General features: G+C 69.6%; 10 protein-coding genes. 7 read left to right on the plus strand and 3 right to left on the minus strand.

Annotated elements, in window-relative coordinates:
- Positions 1 to 207 precede the first annotated feature (207 nt).
- Positions 208 to 2,097, plus strand: a complete 1,890-nt coding sequence (locus ACIBJG_RS07185) for a rhamnogalacturonan lyase (protein ID WP_399304895.1) — start codon at positions 208 to 210, stop codon at positions 2,095 to 2,097.
- An 88-nt stretch (positions 2,098 to 2,185) separates the two neighbouring features.
- Here ACIBJG_RS07185 and ACIBJG_RS07190 read toward each other — a convergent pair whose 3' ends face one another.
- The 3 genes from ACIBJG_RS07190 to ACIBJG_RS07200 form a co-directional block, all read right to left on the minus strand.
- Complete coding sequence (locus ACIBJG_RS07190) at positions 2,186 to 2,857, minus strand: alpha/beta fold hydrolase (protein ID WP_399304898.1); 672 nt, start codon at positions 2,855 to 2,857, stop codon at positions 2,186 to 2,188.
- A 562-nt stretch (positions 2,858 to 3,419) separates the two neighbouring features.
- On the minus strand, positions 3,420 to 5,060 hold the full coding sequence (pgm, locus tag ACIBJG_RS07195) for a phosphoglucomutase (alpha-D-glucose-1,6-bisphosphate-dependent) (RefSeq protein WP_399304901.1): 1,641 nt from the start codon (positions 5,058 to 5,060) through the stop codon (positions 3,420 to 3,422).
- A 46-nt stretch (positions 5,061 to 5,106) separates the two neighbouring features.
- Positions 5,107 to 5,844 (minus strand): 4'-phosphopantetheinyl transferase family protein, encoded by a 738-nt coding sequence (locus ACIBJG_RS07200; protein WP_399304904.1) that lies wholly within the window; start codon positions 5,842 to 5,844, stop codon positions 5,107 to 5,109.
- 481 nt (positions 5,845 to 6,325) lie between these two features.
- On the opposite strand from ACIBJG_RS07200, the gene ACIBJG_RS07205 reads away from it, so the two are divergent.
- The 6 genes from ACIBJG_RS07205 to ACIBJG_RS07230 all read left to right on the plus strand — a co-directional run bounded on the left by ACIBJG_RS07205 (position 6,326) and on the right by ACIBJG_RS07230 (position 16,451).
- On the plus strand, positions 6,326 to 10,615 hold the full coding sequence (locus ACIBJG_RS07205; RefSeq protein ID WP_399304907.1) for a discoidin domain-containing protein: 4,290 nt from the start codon (positions 6,326 to 6,328) through the stop codon (positions 10,613 to 10,615).
- 213 nt (positions 10,616 to 10,828) lie between these two features.
- Entirely contained in the window at positions 10,829 to 12,253 is a 1,425-nt protein-coding gene (locus tag ACIBJG_RS07210) for an extracellular solute-binding protein (protein ID WP_399304910.1), read from the plus strand.
- Between the two features lie 91 nt (positions 12,254 to 12,344).
- A complete protein-coding gene (locus ACIBJG_RS07215; RefSeq protein WP_399304913.1) occupies positions 12,345 to 13,304 on the plus strand; it encodes a carbohydrate ABC transporter permease in 960 nt (319 codons plus the stop codon).
- A gap of 15 nt (positions 13,305 to 13,319) precedes the next feature.
- The gene (locus ACIBJG_RS07220) at positions 13,320 to 14,279 is read left to right on the plus strand and encodes a carbohydrate ABC transporter permease (protein ID WP_399304916.1); all 960 of its coding nucleotides are present in this window, start codon (positions 13,320 to 13,322) and stop codon (positions 14,277 to 14,279) included.
- Between the two features lie 138 nt (positions 14,280 to 14,417).
- On the plus strand, positions 14,418 to 16,043 hold the full coding sequence (locus tag ACIBJG_RS07225) for a glycoside hydrolase family 13 protein (RefSeq protein WP_399304919.1): 1,626 nt from the start codon (positions 14,418 to 14,420) through the stop codon (positions 16,041 to 16,043).
- An 81-nt stretch (positions 16,044 to 16,124) separates the two neighbouring features.
- The gene (locus tag ACIBJG_RS07230; RefSeq protein WP_399304922.1) at positions 16,125 to 16,451 is read left to right on the plus strand and encodes a cupin; all 327 of its coding nucleotides are present in this window, start codon (positions 16,125 to 16,127) and stop codon (positions 16,449 to 16,451) included.
- The last annotated feature ends 5 nt before the right edge of the window (positions 16,452 to 16,456 follow it).

Genomic DNA, 16,456 nt, shown 5'->3' on the forward strand with positions numbered 1-16,456 from the left:
CCCCATCTGGCTCCGCCACCCCTGCGAATCGGCAGCTCTGCGGACAGCCTGCGCATACCCCTCCCGGCCCGCCACCGCGCTGCGGCAGACGGGTGAATCCGGACCGCGCGGCCCCACCGCGGATCCGGTGCGCCCCGACGGCAACCTTTGCGGCCCCGGCGGGCACTGAGGTGTACCCACCCACCCCCACTCCGGAAGGCACGCACCGTGGCTCCTGAGCATCCCCGATCCCCCCGCAGACGCCGCACCACCCGCACCCGTACCCTGCTCGGCGCCCTCACCGCGGGTCTGCTGGCCGCCGCGGGACTGGTCGTCACCGGCCAGACCTCGCACGCCGCGACCGCGCGCCAGGCGGAGGCGCTGGACCGCGGCGTCGTCAGCGTCCACACCGACGCCGGCAACCTGATCAGCTGGCGCTGGCTCGCCACCGACGCCGACAACGTGTCCTTCAACGTCTACCGGGCCGGCACCAAGGTCAACGCCTCGCCCGTCACCGGCTCGACGAACTACTTCCACGCCGGGGCCCCCAACTCGGCCGACTACACGGTGCGTGGAGTCGTCGGCGGCGTCGAACAGGCCGACTCGGTGCACGCGATCCAGTTCCGCAGCGGCTACAAGGACGTGCCGATCAGCCCGCCCGCCGGCGGCACGACCCCGGACGGTGTCGCCTACACCTACGAGGCCAACGACGCTTCCGTCGGCGACCTCGACGGGGACGGCGCACTGGACTTCGTACTGAAGTGGCAGCCGACCAACGCCAAGGACAACTCCCAGTCCGGCTACACGGGCAACACGATCGTCGACGGGATCAAGCTCGACGGCACCCGGTTGTGGCGCGTCGACCTGGGCCGCAACATTCGCTCGGGCGCGCACTACACCCAGTTCCAGGTGTACGACTACGACGGCGACGGCAAGGCCGAGGTCGCGATGAAGACCGCCGACGGCAGCGTCGACGGCAGGGGCACGGTGATCGGCAGTTCGTCGGCCGACCACCGCAACTCATCCGGCTACATTCTGTCCGGCCCGGAGTACCTGACGATGTTCAACGGGCAGACGGGCGCCGCCATGGGCACCGTCGACTACTTCCCCGCCCGCGGCACCGTCTCCTCCTGGGGCGACAGCTACGGCAACCGCGTCGACCGCTTCCTCGCCGGCACCGCGTACCTCGACGGTTCCAGGCCCTCGCTGATCATGGCCCGCGGCTACTACACGCGCACTGTCATCGCCGCCTGGGACTGGCGGAACGGAGCGTTCACCCGGCGCTGGACCTTCGACACCAACAGTTCGACCAACTCCGGCAAGGGGTACGACGGCCAGGGCAACCATCAGCTGTCGGTCGCCGACGTCGATGCCGACGGCAAGGACGAGATCGTCTACGGCGCCATGGCCGTCGACGACAACGGCAACGCCCTGTGGACCACGAAGAACGGCCACGGCGACGCCTTGCACGTCGGCGACCTGGACCCGTCCCGCCCGGGACTGGAGGAGTTCAAGGTCGACGAGGACAGCTCGAAACCCTCGTCCTGGATGGCGGACGCGAGGACCGGCCAGATCATCTGGTCGACTCCCGCCGACGGCGACAACGGACGCGGCGTCAGCGACGACATCTGGTCCGGCAGCGCCGGTGCCGAGTCCTGGTCGTCGGCGGCCGACGGGGTACGCAGCCCCAAGGGCACCGTCGTCGCGAGCCGTAAGCCCTCCAGCGCCAACTTCCTGTCCTGGTGGGACGGCGACACCACCCGGGAACTCCTCGACGGCACCCACATCGACAGGTACGGCACGTCCGGCGACACCCGGCTGCTGACCGGGGCGTCGGTCCATTCGAACAACGGGACCAAGGCCACCCCCGCGATCTCGGGCGACCTGTTCGGCGACTGGCGCGAGGAAGTGGTCTGGGCGACCACGAACAACACTGCTCTGCGCATCTACTCCACGCCGTACGAGACGGGCACGAAGATCACCACACTGCTGCACGACACCACTTACCGCACGGCGCTGGCATGGCAGAACACGGCCTACAACCAGCCGCCGCACCCGGGCTTCTTCATCGGCAGCGGGATGGCGACGGCGCCCAGGCCCACTGTGTCGACGCCCTGAGGGCCGGCGGCTGCGGGCGGCTCACCCGCAGCCGCCAACCGGCCCCCGACGGCGACCTGTCGTCTGTCCGCCGGCACACTGACGATCGTCATCCGCCGAGCAACAGTGCGGCGACCGCCTCCGGGGCTTCGTGCATGGCGTCGTGGCCGGTGGGGAGATCGTGAACCTGCCACTCCGGGTCGGCCAGGAGACGTGTGCGGAGCCCGGCGAACGGTGTCCGGTCCTCCCATCCCGAGCAGTAGACGAACTCCCGACGTGGGACCCGGGCGCCCGCGCCGGTGAGCCGGATCGTTTGCAGGAACGAGGCGAGGGGATGGGGGCGGCGTCGGGGATCGCCGCCGGCACCCGGAGGCCGGACGGCGTAGCCGGTGGCCGCAGCGCCGGCGGCGAACACGTTCCGGAAGTGCTCGTTCGTCGACGACCAGCACGAATCGCCATCGCGTGGCACGTAGGCGTCGAGATGCACCAGCCGTGAGATCCGGCCGCCGGCGCGGTCCGCGGCGGCGGCGATCACCATCCCCGCGTAGCTGTGGCCCACCAGCGTCGCGCCGGTGATGTGGTGGCGGTCGAGGAGCCGCAGGACATCGTCGGCGTGCGTGTCGAGGTTGGCAGTCGCGACCGTCCGGTCGTCGTCGTCCGGCCGCAGACCGGTCAGGGTCAGGGCGTGAACGGTATGGCCGGCACGCTCCAGCAGCGGAACCACCGCCTCGAACGCCCAGGAACCCTTCCAGGCGCCGGGCACCAGGACGAACGTCGCCATGTGTCTCTCCCCCTCTCGTGCTCCGGCACCGAGACGCGCCGCCTCGCAACCGAAGACCCGTGCACGAAGGAGTCTCACCGGATCCAGGGGTGGCTCGCTACCTCTCGTGCAGCCCCATCCGGCTCAGGGGCAGGTCTCGTCGAGCTTCACGGCATCCTGCCGGTGCCGAGCCCTACGCCGTACTGTCCGCGGTCCCGTCCGCCGTCCCGTCCCGTCCCCGGACGCCGGCGGCGCCGGTGGTGCCTGCGACTCCGCGGTCTGCGGAGTCACAGGCTCGGGGGCCGACTCCGACGTCGGCGGTGCCTCGGAGGAGGGTGGCGGGGACGGCGGCGGTTCCTCGGACGACGGGGGCGGCGAGGGCGGCTGCGTCGGCGGCTCACCGGACTTGGTCGTGGGCGACGACGGCTCGTCGGACGACGGGGAACGCGAAGAGGAGTCCGAGGGGCAGGACTTCCCCGGAGTTCTATCGACCGGTACGGTTATGTGCCCGGCCAGTCGCGTGTGTGCAGGCCCCACGCGCCGAGCCCCCCGCACCCGCCGGTGCGAGGGGTGACGCGTCCTGTCAGGCGTCCAGGGCCGCCGAGACGACGGCCTTGGCCTCCTCCTGGACGCGGGCGAGGTGATCGGCGCCCCGGAAGGACTCGGCGTAGATCTTGTAGACGTCCTCGGTGCCCGAGGGCCGCGCCGCGAACCAGGCGTTCTCCGTCGTCACCTTGATGCCGCCGATCGCGGCCCCGTTGCCCGGCGCCGAGGTGAGGACGGCCGTGACCGGTTCGCCCGCCAGGGTGTCGGCGCTGACCTGCTCGGGGGACAGGCGGGCCAGTACGGCCTTCTGGTCGCGGTTCGCGGGGGCGTCGATCCGGGCGTAGGCCGGCTCGCCGAACCGGGAGGTGAGCGCGGCGTAGTGCTCGGACGGGGAGTCGCCCGTCACGGCGAGGATCTCGGAGGCGAGCAGCGCCAGCAGGATGCCGTCCTTGTCCGTCGTCCAGACCGATCCGTCGCGGCGCAGGAACGAAGCCCCGGCGGATTCCTCGCCGCCGAAGCCGAGCGACCCGTCGGCCAGGCCGTCCACGAACCACTTGAAGCCGACCGGCACCTCCACCAGCTCCCGGCCGAGATCCGCGGCGACCCGGTCGATCATGCCGGACGACACCAGGGTCTTGCCGATGCCCGCACTCGCCGGCCAGTGGTCCCGGTGCGCGAAGAGGTAGTTGATGGCCACGGCGAGGTAGTGGTTCGGATTCATCAGCCCCCCGTCCGGGGTGACGATGCCGTGCCGGTCCGCATCGGCGTCGTTGCCGGTGGCGATCTGGTAGCGGTCGCGCTGCCCGATCAGCGAGGCCATCGCGTACGGCGAGGAGCAGTCCATCCGGATCTTGCCGTCCCAGTCCAGCGTCATGAACCGCCAGGTGGGATCGGTGAGCGGATTGACGACGGTCAGGTCGAGCCGGTGCTGCTCGGCGATGCGGCCCCAGTACGCGACCGAGGCACCGCCCAGCGGGTCGGCGCCGATGCGTACCCCGGCGTCGCGGACCGCGTCCAGGTCGAGCACGGACGGCAGGTCCGCCACATAGCTGCCCAGGAAGTCGTACGTCCCGGTCGACGGCGCAGCCAGCGCCCGGACGTACGGCATGCGGCGCACGTCCTTGAGGCCGCCGGCGATGATCTCGTTGGCCCGGTCCTGGATCCAGCCGGTCGCCTCCGAGCCGGCGGGGCCGCCGTTCGGCGGGTTGTACTTGAACCCGCCGTCGCCCGGCGGATTGTGCGACGGGGTGACCACCACCCCGTCGGCGAAGTGCGAGGTGCGGCCCCGGTTGTACGTGAGGATGGCGTGCGAGACCGCGGGCGTCGGCGTGTATCCGTCGGCGGAGTCGACGAGCACGGCCACGTCGTTCGCGGCGAACACCTCGATGGCCGTCACCTTGGCCGGCTCCGACAGTGCGTGCGTGTCGGCCCCGAGGAAGAGCGGCCCGTCCGTGCCCTGCCGTGCCCGGTACTCGCTGATCGCCTGGCTCGTCGCCGCGATGTGGTCCTCGTTGAACGCGGTGGCCGTCGACGACCCCCGGTGGCCCGAGGTGCCGAAGGCCACCCGCTGGCCCGGCTCGGAGGGATCGGGGTGCAGCGTGTAATACGCCGTCACCAGCCGCGCCACATCGGTCAGGTCCTCCGGGCGGGCCTGCTGCCCGGCTCGTGTCTGCGGCATCTGCCACTCCTCCGTATCGGTCGGTCGGTACGATCTGCGCGCCCCGTCATTTTCGCCCGTCGCCGTCAGGGGCGGGCGGCCGCCCCGCCGCGCGAACGGCGACCGCCGCCGCGTATCCGGCGGGGACCTCGACATCGGTGACCATCCAGCCTGCGGGGCCCGGAAGGGGCCGGGGGCCGGTGCCCACATGCTCGGCGGCCAGGCCCTCGGTCAGGCCGATGCCCTCGCCCTTCAGATAGGCCTCCTTGCGGGTCCAGACCCGGCCGAAGGCGACCGGCCGCTGTTCCTCGGGAAGTCCCGCCAGCTCGCGCGACTCCGCCGGATGCAACTGACCGGCGATCTCGGATACGACCGCGGGCTTCGGGAGATGCTCGACATCCACTCCCACCGGCACGTCCGCGAACGCCAGCAGCGCCACACCACGGGTGTGCGACAGGGAGAAGTGAACACCGCCGCCTGTCGCGGGACGGCCGTGCGGGCCACCGCAGGACGGGCACGGCTCCCGGGTGAGAGGGACGGCCCCGGGGGCGACCCCCAGCCGCGCTCCGAGCAGCAGCCGCAGGGCCACGTGCGCGGCGACGTAGCAACTGCGGTCGGCCGCGACGACCAGGCGTGCCGCCCTGTCGAGTTCGCCGTCGTCGAGGACCTCCGGCGCGATCCGCTGCGCATGACGTCCGTGCCGCACCGGGTCCACCAGCCACAACGAGGGACCGCCGGGCGGGTTGAGCGGGGCCGGGGGCCGGTGGCCGTCCTCGGGGAACGCGAACACGTGGGGCTGATACACCGTTGCGTCATTTCCTTCGCCGGGCGGGCGCCGTGAGGACGGGTCACGGCGGAGGGCGCTCCCATCTTATGGAGGACCGGCACACGGGTTCGCCGCGGTGGTGAGCGACGACGGCCGCCTCGACGGGGAGACCGAGCCGGACGCCTCCCCGCTCCCGCGCACCGTTCGGCCGCCCCTGCGAGCTGGCACCTTTCAGTGCCTTGCATATCTGCGCAAATTCCTTGCGTGGGCTGGGGGCTGGGTGAGGGTCAGGCGATGGGCGATTAAATGCCGTACGAGGTGCGCTAGTTGTGCGCAGCGAGGGCGCGCGTCGGAGTGTTGTCTTCTGTCACAACAGTGGACTCGACCTCACTTCTCTGCAACTCTCTGACCGCAAAACGCAAAAGCCCATTCCGCTGGTGCAGAAAATCGTGATCCGGCGGTACGCAGACTGAGTCGCGCCTTGGCCGCGCCCTGCGCCGAGGCCGGAGATCGGGGACACATGAGAACGCGAAGCCGTCGGTGGCGGGTTCTTTCCGCCACCCTCACCACCAGCCTTCTGATGGTCGGCTGGCCGGCGCTCAACGCGTCGGCCGCCGGCGGGCCGAACATCGCCGCCGGTCACAGGACGACGGCGAGCAGCGCCGGGAGCGGAAGAGCCGCCGGGAACATCGCGGACGGCGACCGGGCGACGTACTGGGAAGGAGCGGGCAGCGCCCTGCCCCAGTGGGTGCAGAGCGACCTGGGCGAGGTCACCCGCATCGACCAGGTCACCCTGAGGCTTCCCGAGGACTTCAAGACCCGCCGTCAGACCCTCTCGCTCCAGGGCAGCGCCGACGGCACGAGCTTCACCACGCTGAAGACCTCGGCCGCCTACACCTTCGCCCCGGGCAGCTCCAACACGGTGACCATCGACGTCCCGGCGACCCGGGCACGGTTCGTACGGGCGAACATCACCGCGAACACCGCGTCGAAGAACGGCCAGCTCGCCGAGCTGGAGGTCCGGGCGGCCGCCGAGTCGTCGGTGAACCTGGCGGCAGGCCGCACACTTACGGCCGCCAGCTACACCCAGACGTACGTCGCCGCCCACGCCAACGACGGCAACACGGCCAGTTACTGGGAGAGCCGCAACAACGAGTTGCCGCAGTGGATCCAGGCTGACCTCGGTTCCTCCGTCCGGGTGGACCGTGTGGTGTTGCGCCTGCCGGACGGCTGGGAGACGCGCAGCCAGACGCTGAAGATCCAGGGCAGCTCCAACGGCACGGACTTCCAGGACCTGACGCAGTCGGCGCCCTACACGTTCAGCCCGACGGCGGGCGAGTCGGCGACGATCTCCTTCGACGCCACCACCACCCGCTACGTGCGCGTGCTCGTGAGCGCCAACTCCGTCCAGCCGGGCGCCCAGGTCTCCGAGCTGGAGATCTACGGCCCCGAGTCCGGTGACACCCAGGCGCCGACCGCGCCGACGCAACTGGCGTACACCGAACCGGCCTCCGGACAGATCAGGCTCACCTGGAAGGCGTCGACGGACGACACCGCCGTCACCGGCTACGACATCTACGCCGACAACGCGCTGCTGACGAGCGTGGCCGGTGATGTCACCACGTTCACCGACACCCGCCCGGCCGGTACCACCGTGTCGTACTACGTCCGCGCCAAGGACGCGGCGGGCAACGTCTCGGGGAACAGCAACACCGTGACCCGGACGGGCGCCACCGGCGACACCCAGGCGCCGACCGCCCCGGCCGGCCTGAGCTTCACCGAGGCGACCGCCGGGCAGATCAAGCTGGTCTGGCAGGCGTCCACCGACAACAAGGCCGTCACCGGGTACGACATCTACGCCAACAACGTGCTGCGCAAGAGCGTCGCGGGCGATGTCACCACCTACACGGACACCCAGTCCGCCGGGACCACGGTCTCCTACACCGTCCGGGCCAAGGACGCGGCGGGCAACGTGTCGGGCGACAGCAACACCGTCACCCGCAACGGCAGCACCGGCACGGCGTCCAACCTCGCGATCGGCAAGCCCATCACCGCCTCGTCCGTGGTCCACACGTTCGTCGCGGAGAATGCCAACGACAACAGCGTGACCACCTACTGGGAAGGTGCCGGGGGCAGCTACCCGAACACCCTGACCGTGAAGCTGGGTGCCAACGCCGACACCGAGAGCGTCGTCGTCAAGCTCAACCCGGACAGCAGCTGGGGCGCCAGGACCCAGAACATCCAGGTCCTCGGCCGGGAGCAGAGCGGCACGTCCTTCACCAGCCTGGTCGCCGCCAAGGACTACGCGTTCAGCCCGGCCGGCGGCAACACGGTGACCATTCCGGTGAGCGGCCGGGTCGCCGACGTCCAGCTGAAGTTCACCTCCAACAGCGGCTCGGGCGCCGGTCAGGTCGCGGAGTTCCAGGTGCTCGGCGCTCCGGCGCCCAATCCGAACCTCCAGGTCAGCGCGGTGACGGTGGCCCCGGCCGCGCCCGTCGAGTCGGACCCGGTCACGCTCACCGCGACGGTGCGCAACAGCGGTTCGGTCGCGGCACCGGCGAGCAAGGTCGAGTTCCGGCTCGGCGGCTCCAAGGTCGCCACCGCGTCCGTGGGCGCGCTCGCGGGCGGGGCCTCCGCCCAGGTCAGCGCCGACATCGGGCCGCGCGACGCGGGCACGTACGCACTGAGCGCGGTCGCCGATCCGGGAGGCGAGGTCATCGAGCAGAACGAGACCGACAACACCTACACGAGCACGACCGGCCTGGTCGTGAAGCCGGTCGCCAGCTCGGACCTGGTCTCCACGGGGGTCAGCACCTCCCCGTCGGCCCCGGCCGCCGGCCAGAACGTCACCTTCTCCGTCGCCCTCAAGAACCAGGGCTCGGTGGCCTCCGCAGCGGGCGGCCACGCCATCACGCTGACCCTGCTCGACTCCACGGGCGCCACGGTGAAGACCCTCACCGGCACCTACACCGGAGCGATAGCCGCCGGTGCGACCGGCGCCCCGGTGAACCTGGGCAGCTGGACGGCCGTCAACGGCTCGTACTCCGTGAAGACGGTCATCGCGGACGACACCAACGAACTTCCGGTGAAGCGCGAGAACAACACCACCACCAGCTCGCTCTTCGTGGGACGCGGCGCGAACATGCCGTACGACATGTACGAGGCGGAGGACGGGGTCACCGGCGGCGGCGCCCAGGTCGTCGGACCGAACAGGACCGTCGGCGACGTCGCGGGCGAGGCGTCAGGACGTAAGGCGGTCACCCTCAACAGCACCGGCAACTACGTCGAGTTCACCACCAGGGCGAGCACCAACTCCCTGGTGACCCGCTTCTCCATCCCGGACTCCGCGGGCGGCGGTGGCATCGACTCCAAGCTGAACGTCTACGTGGACGGAACCTTCCTCAAGGCGATCGACCTCACCTCGAAGTACGCGTGGCTGTACGGCGCCGAGACCGGTCCGGGCAACTCCCCGGGTTCGGGTTCGCCGCGGCACATCTACGACGAGGCGAACATGCTGCTGGGCAGGACCGTCCCGGCCGGCAGTAAGATCCGGCTCCAGAAGGACGGCGCGAACACCAGCACGTACGCGATCGACTTCATCAGCCTGGAGCAGGCCACGCAGATCCCGAACCCGGACGCGTCCGCCTACGCCGTTCCCGCCGGGTTCACCCATCAGGACGTCCAGAACGCCCTGGACAAGGTGCGGATGGACACCACGGGCAAGCTGGTCGGGGTCTACCTGCCGGCCGGTGACTACCAGACCGCGAGCAAGTTCCAGGTCTACGGGAAGGCCGTCAAGGTCGTCGGCGCGGGTCCCTGGTACACCAGGTTCTTCGCCCCCTCCGGCCAGGAGAACACCGACAACGGTTTCCGGGCCGAGGCCAGTGCGAAGGGGTCGTCGTTCGCGAACTTCGCGTACTTCGGGAACTACACCTCGCGCATCGACGGGCCCGGCAAGGTGTTCGACTTCTCCAACGTCTCGGACATCGTGATCGACAACGTCTGGAACGAGCATCAGGTGTGCCTCTACTGGGGCGCCAACACCGACAGCATCACCATCAAGAACTCCCGCATCCGGAACACGTTCGCCGACGGCATCAACATGACCAACGGCTCGACGGACAACCACGTCGTCAACAACGAGTCCCGGGCCACCGGCGACGACAGCTTCGCGCTGTTCTCCGCGATCGACTCGGGCGGCGCGGACATGAAGAACAACGTCTACGAGAACCTCACCTCGCTGCTGACCTGGCGGGCCGCGGGCGTCGCCGTCTACGGCGGGTACAACAACACCTTCCGCAACATCCTCATCGCGGACACCCTGGTGTACTCCGGTATCACCGTCAGCTCGCTGGACTTCGGCTACCCGATGAACGGCTTCGGGACCGATCCGACCACGGTCGAGAACGTCTCGGTGCTCCGCTCCGGCGGCCATTTCTGGGGGACGCAGACTTTCCCCGGCATCTGGCTGTTCTCCGCCTCCAAGGTCTTCCAGGGCATCCGGATCAACCACGTCGACATCGTCGACCCGACGTACAGCGGCATCATGTTCCAGACCAACTACGTAGGAGGACAGCCCCAGTTCCCCATCAAGGACACGATCCTGACCGACATCTCGATCTCCGGCGCGCGTAAGAGCGGCGACGCCTACGACGCCAAGTCCGGATTCGGGCTGTGGGCCAACGAGATGCCGGAGTCCGGCCAGGGGCCGGCGGTCGGTGAGGTCACCTTCAACGGGCTGAAACTCAGCGACAACGCCCAGGACGTCAAGAACACGACGTCCACCATGAAGATCAACATCAACCCGTAACCGGCACCGCTGCCAGGGCGCCGTCCGGTCCGCCGGACGGCGCTCCGTGCTGCGCGCAAGCCGGGCGCCGCACGCCGCGTGCGGAGCGCTGTCAAACTTTTACGAAAACTGCGCGAGATATTGCGTTCACATGTCGCCGCTGGTTGAGTGTGGCTCGCCCCGGCAGAGAGTCGGCCGAGGGCCATCCACGCTCATGCCCAAAGGGGACCATCGATGAGAAGTGCTGGGTTGCGCCGCACACGCCGTATCAGCCGAGCCTCCGCGGCTGCCCTTGTCACCGCACTTGCCCTGACCTCGCTCGCCTCCTGCGGCACGAGCAGCAGCAAGGACGAGGACTCGAACAGTGCGTCCAAGGGATCGTCCGACCCTTCCGCCCCGCTCGACCCGAAGGCGAAGGTGACGATCTCGATCGACTGCATGCCGCCGGCGGCCAAGGCCGCGGAGCTGCGCGAGTGGAACGAGGACATCAAGACGTTCAACAAGACCTACCCGAACGTCACGATCAACGGAAAGTCCACCCCCGGGCAGTGCAACGAGCCGCCCCGCTTCACCGCCATGCTGAAGGGGAAGTCGCAACCCGACGTCTTCTACGCGTACTTCACCGATCTCCAGCAGGTGCTGGACAACGACGGGGCCGAGGACATCTCCGCCTACGTCAACGACAAGTCGGTTCCCGCGCTGAAGGACATCCAGCCCCAGGTCATCGATGTGGCCCGCAAGGACGGCAAGCTCTACGCCCTGCCGACCAGCAACTACACCATGGGCCTGATGATCAACCGGAAGCTGTTCACGCAGGCCGGTCTCGACCCGGACACCCCGCCCGCCACGTGGGACGAGGTCCGTACCGCGGCGAAGAAGATCGCGGGCCTGGGCAAGGGCATCGCGGGCTTCGGCGAGTACAGCGCGGGCAACAACGGCGGCTGGCACTTCGCCGCCACCCAGTACGGCCTCGGAGGGGACGTCGTCGACGCCTCGGGCAAGAAGGCGGCCTTCAACGACGCCACCGGCAAGCAGGTCCTCCAGCAACTGCACGACATGCGCTGGGAGGACGACAGCATGGGCAAGACCCAGCTGCTGAAGTGGGGCGACCTGCAGAAGCAGATATCCAGCGACAAGCTGGGCATGTTCCTCGCCGCACCCGACGACATCGCGTACATGGTGCAGCAGCTCGGAGCCCAGTACGAGACCTTCGGCCTGGGACCGATCCCCGGCGCCAAGGGCACCCTGTTCGGCGGCAACAACTACATGATCAAGAAGGGCAGTTCGCCCGACCAGATCAAGGCCGCCGTCGCCTGGCTGAACTTCAAGAACCTCACCCCGGGCAAGGGGCAGTTCGACTGGGCCCGCACCAAGGCCGACAAGCTCCCCGTCGGGCTTCCGCAGCCGAACTTCTTCCTGGGCGACAGCAAGACCAAGGACGACGCGTCACGCACCACCAACGCGTCGATGCCCGTCGAGAACTTCAAGGCCTTCATGGGCAACCCCGTCCAGGGAAAGGCCGAACCGCCGAAGGCGCAGGAGATCTACAAGATCCTCGACAACGCCATGTCCGGCGTGCTGACCAACGAGGACGCCGACATCGACAAGCTGCTCTCCACCGCCGAGCAGCAGGTCAACCAGGTTCTGGCGAACCAGTAACGGACGCGCGGGACCGGGTCACGCGGACCCGGTCCCGCATCCGGACCCGTCCGACTGCGCTCGAAGTTCACCGGCACCGAGGAGACACACCATGTCGGCCCCTACCCTGTCCTCCCACAAGGCGACCAGGCCCGGCCCAGGGCAACCGGGCCCCGCCCGCCGGGACTCCGCCCGCGAGGAGTTCCTGCGCGCCGTGCGCCGCAACATCTCCGCACACGGCTTCCTGATCGGAGCGGTGCTCTGCTTCTCGCTCTTCTCCTGGTATCCGATGGTCAGGGAATTCGTCCTGGCCTTCCAGAAGACCGAGGACGGCAAGACCACCTGGGCCGGCTGGTCCAACCTGACGTACGTCTTCAACGACCCGGCGTTCTGGCAGGCCTGGCGCAACACCGCGCTGTTCACCGTCCTGGCGCTGCTCCTCGGCTTCCTCGTCCCGTTCGTCGTCGCCGTCGTGCTCAATGAGTTCCGGCACGGGCAGGGCTACCTGCGGCTGCTGGTCTACCTCCCCGTGATGCTGCCCCCGGTCGCCTCCGTCCTGCTCTTCAAGTACTTCTACGACCCCGGATACGGACTCTTCAACCGCATCCTGGACGTCTTCCACCTGCCCGCCCAGCAGTGGCTCCAGGACACCGACACCGCCATGCTCTCCGTCGTCATCGCGGCCACCTGGATGAACATGGGCGGCGCGACCCTGATCTACCTGGCCGCACTCCAGGGCATTCCGGGGGAGCTGTACGAGGCGGCGGAACTCGACGGCGCGGGACTGCTGCGCAAGGTCTGGCACGTCACCATCCCGCAGACCCGGCTCATCCTCTCCCTGCTCCTGCTCATGCAGGTCATCGCGACGATGCAGGTCTTCACCGAACCGTTCCTGCTCACCAACGGCGCCGGCCCGGAGGGCTCCACCACCACCGTCGTCTACCTCATTTACCAGTACGCCTTCAACTTCAACAACTACGGCAGCGCGGCGGCACTCGGCCTCGTCCTGCTCGTCGTCCTCGCGGGATTCTCCGCGGTGTACGTACGACTGAGCCGCAGCAGCGAAGACTAGGAGGGGAGCACGACCATGGCATCGAACACGCTTGTCTCCCGGCGCGGGAGCGAGGGGCGCGGAGCACGCCGGCGCAGGGCCGGACGCCCGGCCGACCTCGGGCGCCAGCGGACCCTGATCTCACCGGCCCAACTCGGCAGACCCCGCGGCAAGGCCGTCTACTGGATCGTCTTCGCCCTGGTGATCGCCCTGTTCACGGTGGCCTTCCTCGGGCCGCTGTACTGGATGGTCACCGGCGGTCTCAAGACCACCCAGGAAGTCGTCCAGAGCCCGCCCACCGCCTTCCCCAGCTCGCTCCACACCGAGAACTACAGCCAGGCCTGGACCGTGATGGACCTGTCCAAGCTGCTCTTCAACACCCTGTACTACGCCTTCGGCGCGCTCGCCTTCCAACTGGTCTTCGACGTCGCGGCCGCCTACTCCCTGTCCAAGCTCCGGCCGGTGTTCGGCAAGGTCATCCTCGGCATGATGCTGGCCACCCTGATGATCCCGGCCACCGTGCTGGTCGTCCCGCAGTACCTCACGGTGCTGGACGTGCCGGTCTTCCAGCGCAACCTCGTCAACTCGCCCTGGGCGATCTGGCTGCCGTCGGTCACCAACGCCTTCAACATCTTCCTGCTGAAGCGGTTCTTCGACTCCATCCCGCGCGAACTCCTCGACGCCGCCGCGATCGACGGCGCGTCACCTCTGCGCACCCTGCGATCGATCGTCCTGCCGATCTCCCGGCCGATCCTCGGCGTCGTCTCCATCTTCGCCGTCGTCGGGGTGTGGAAGGACTTCCTCTGGCCGATGCTCACGCTGCCCGACCCCAGCAAGCAGACCCTCAACGTGGGCATCTACTCACTGGCCAGCGGCGTACCCGAGAACGTACTCATCGCCGCGCTCACCATCGCGTCCATCCCGACGCTGCTCATTTTCCTGCTCTTCCAGCGCAACATCATGAGCGGTCTGACCGCGGGCGGCCTCAAGGGCTAGCGCCCCTCCAGGACCGCGCCCCGCCTGATCGGGGCCCCGTCCGGCCGCCTTCCCCTCAGCACTCCGCCGCCGGTTCTCCCATCCTGCCCCGCTCGCCGGGCCGGCGGCGGAGTACCACCTGCCCGAAAGGAACGTCACGTGGCAGCCAACCGTCCGTCCGAGGCCACCGCGCACTGGTGGCGGGACGCCGCCATCTACCAGATCTACGTACGCAGCTTCGCCGATGGCGACGGTGACGGCACCGGCGACCTCGCGGGGGTCCGGGCCAAGCTGCCCTACCTCGTCGAACTGGGCGTGGACGCCCTCTGGTTCACCCCCTGGTACCTCTCACCGCTCGCCGACGGCGGCTACGACGTGGCCGACTACCGCACCATCGACCCCGCGTTCGGCACCCTCGCCGAGGCCGAGAAGCTGATCGCCGAGGCCCGCGATCTGGGCATCCGCACCATCATCGACATCGTGCCCAACCACGTGTCCGACCAGCACGCGTGGTTCCGCGCCGCCCTCGAAGCCGGCTCGGGCAGCCCCGAGCGCGACCTCTTCCACTTCCGCCCCGGCCGCGGCGCCGACGGCGAGATCCCGCCCAACGACTGGGTTTCCGAATTCGGCGGCACACCCTGGACCCGGCTGGACGACGGGGAGTGGTACCTCCACCTCTTCGCCACCCAGCAGCCCGACCTCAACTGGGCACACCCGGCGGTCCGGCAGGAGCACGAGGACGTTCTGCGCTTCTGGTTCGAGCGTGGCGTCTCCGGCGTACGGATCGACTCCGCCGCCCTGCTCGCCAAGGACCCCGCACTGCCCGACTTCGTCGTCGGCCGCGATCCGCACCCCTTCGTCGACCGCGACGAACTGCACGACATCTACCGCTCCTGGCGCGCCATAGCCGACGCGTACGACGGCGTATTCGTCGGCGAGGTGTGGCTCCCGGACTCCGAGCGGTTCGCCCGCTACCTGCGCCCCGACGAACTGCACACCGCCTTCAACTTCAACTTCCTGGCCTGCCCGTGGGACGCCGGGCTGCTGCGGACCGCCATCGACGACACGCTCGCCGAGCACGCCCCCGTCGGCGCGCCGGCCACCTGGGTCCTGTGCAACCACGACGTGACCCGCACCGTCACCCGCTACGGGCGTGCGGAGACCGGGTTCGACTTCGCCGCGAAGACCTTCGGCACCCCCACCGACCTCGCCCTCGGCACCCGCCGGGCCCGCGCCGCGGCTCTTCTCTCGCTGGCCCTGCCCGGCGCGGCCTACCTCTACCAGGGCGAGGAGCTCGGACTGCCGGAGGCCGACATCCCGCTGGACCGCATCCAGGACCCGATGCACTTCCGCAAGGGCGGCACCGACCCGGGACGCGACGGCTGCCGGGTACCGCTGCCCTGGTCGGCGCGGGAACCGCACGCCGGATTCGGCGCCACCGCCGCACCCTGGCTGCCGCAGCCGGCCGGCTGGTCCGCGTACGCAGCCGACCTCCAGAGCGGCGACCCGGACTCGATGCTCAGCCTGTACCGCCAGGCCCTGCGGCTGCGCCGGACCGAACCGGGTTTCGATACGGCGGGGGAGCCCGGGATACGCACGCTGACCTGGCTGGACACGGCGCCCGACGTGCTCGCCTTCGCCCGGGCCGATGGTCTGGTCTGCGTCGTCAACCTGTCCGCCGAGGCCGCCGAGCTGCCCCCGTACACCGGGATTCTGCTGGCCAGCGGTCCCCTCGACGCCACGGGGAGGCTGCCGCGGGACACCGCGGTCTGGCTGCGCGTCTGACCGCCGGCCCCCGGCCGCGTGCGACGCGGCCGGGGGCCGGCAGGTTCGCGGGGGAGCGAGGGCTGCGGCACAGTAGGGCATATGGACGCACCGAACGATCTGAACGCCCTGGCCGACGAACACCTGGCCGCAGCCCGCACCTCCCCGCACGGCCGCAGTGCCCACCTCCTGCTCCGCGAGGACCCGCTGCGCCAGACCGTCATCGCGCTGGCCTCGGGCCGCTCCCTCGACGAGCACAACGCCCCGCCCGCCGCCTCCCTCCAGGTGCTGCGCGGCACGGTCCGGCTCACCGCCGCGTCCGGCGACGTGGAACTGGCCGCCGGGCAGCTTCACCCGATTCCGCAGGAACGGCACGGGCTGCTCGCCCTGGAGGACGCCGTGGTGCTGCTGACGGCCGTCAACGACTGAGGGAC

The sequence above is a fragment of the Streptomyces sp. NPDC050422 genome (assembly GCF_044458665.1).
Lineage (GTDB): Bacteria > Actinomycetota > Actinomycetes > Streptomycetales > Streptomycetaceae > Streptomyces.

What these genes read in the sequence shown, in the direction of transcription:
- ACIBJG_RS07210 (WP_399304910.1), top strand. Translation starts at nt 10,829, where the DNA reads ATGAGAAGTGCTGGGTTGCGCCGCACACGCCGTATCAGCCGAGCCTCC.
- ACIBJG_RS07220 (WP_399304916.1), top strand. Translation starts at nt 13,320, where the DNA reads ATGGCATCGAACACGCTTGTCTCCCGGCGCGGGAGCGAGGGGCGCGGA.
- ACIBJG_RS07230 (WP_399304922.1), top strand. Translation starts at nt 16,125, where the DNA reads ATGGACGCACCGAACGATCTGAACGCCCTGGCCGACGAACACCTGGCC.
- ACIBJG_RS07205 (WP_399304907.1), top strand. Translation starts at nt 6,326, where the DNA reads ATGAGAACGCGAAGCCGTCGGTGGCGGGTTCTTTCCGCCACCCTCACC.
- ACIBJG_RS07190 (WP_399304898.1), bottom strand. Translation starts at nt 2,857, where the DNA reads ATGGCGACGTTCGTCCTGGTGCCCGGCGCCTGGAAGGGTTCCTGGGCG.
- pgm (WP_399304901.1), bottom strand. Translation starts at nt 5,060, where the DNA reads ATGCCGCAGACACGAGCCGGGCAGCAGGCCCGCCCGGAGGACCTGACC.
- ACIBJG_RS07215 (WP_399304913.1), top strand. Translation starts at nt 12,345, where the DNA reads ATGTCGGCCCCTACCCTGTCCTCCCACAAGGCGACCAGGCCCGGCCCA.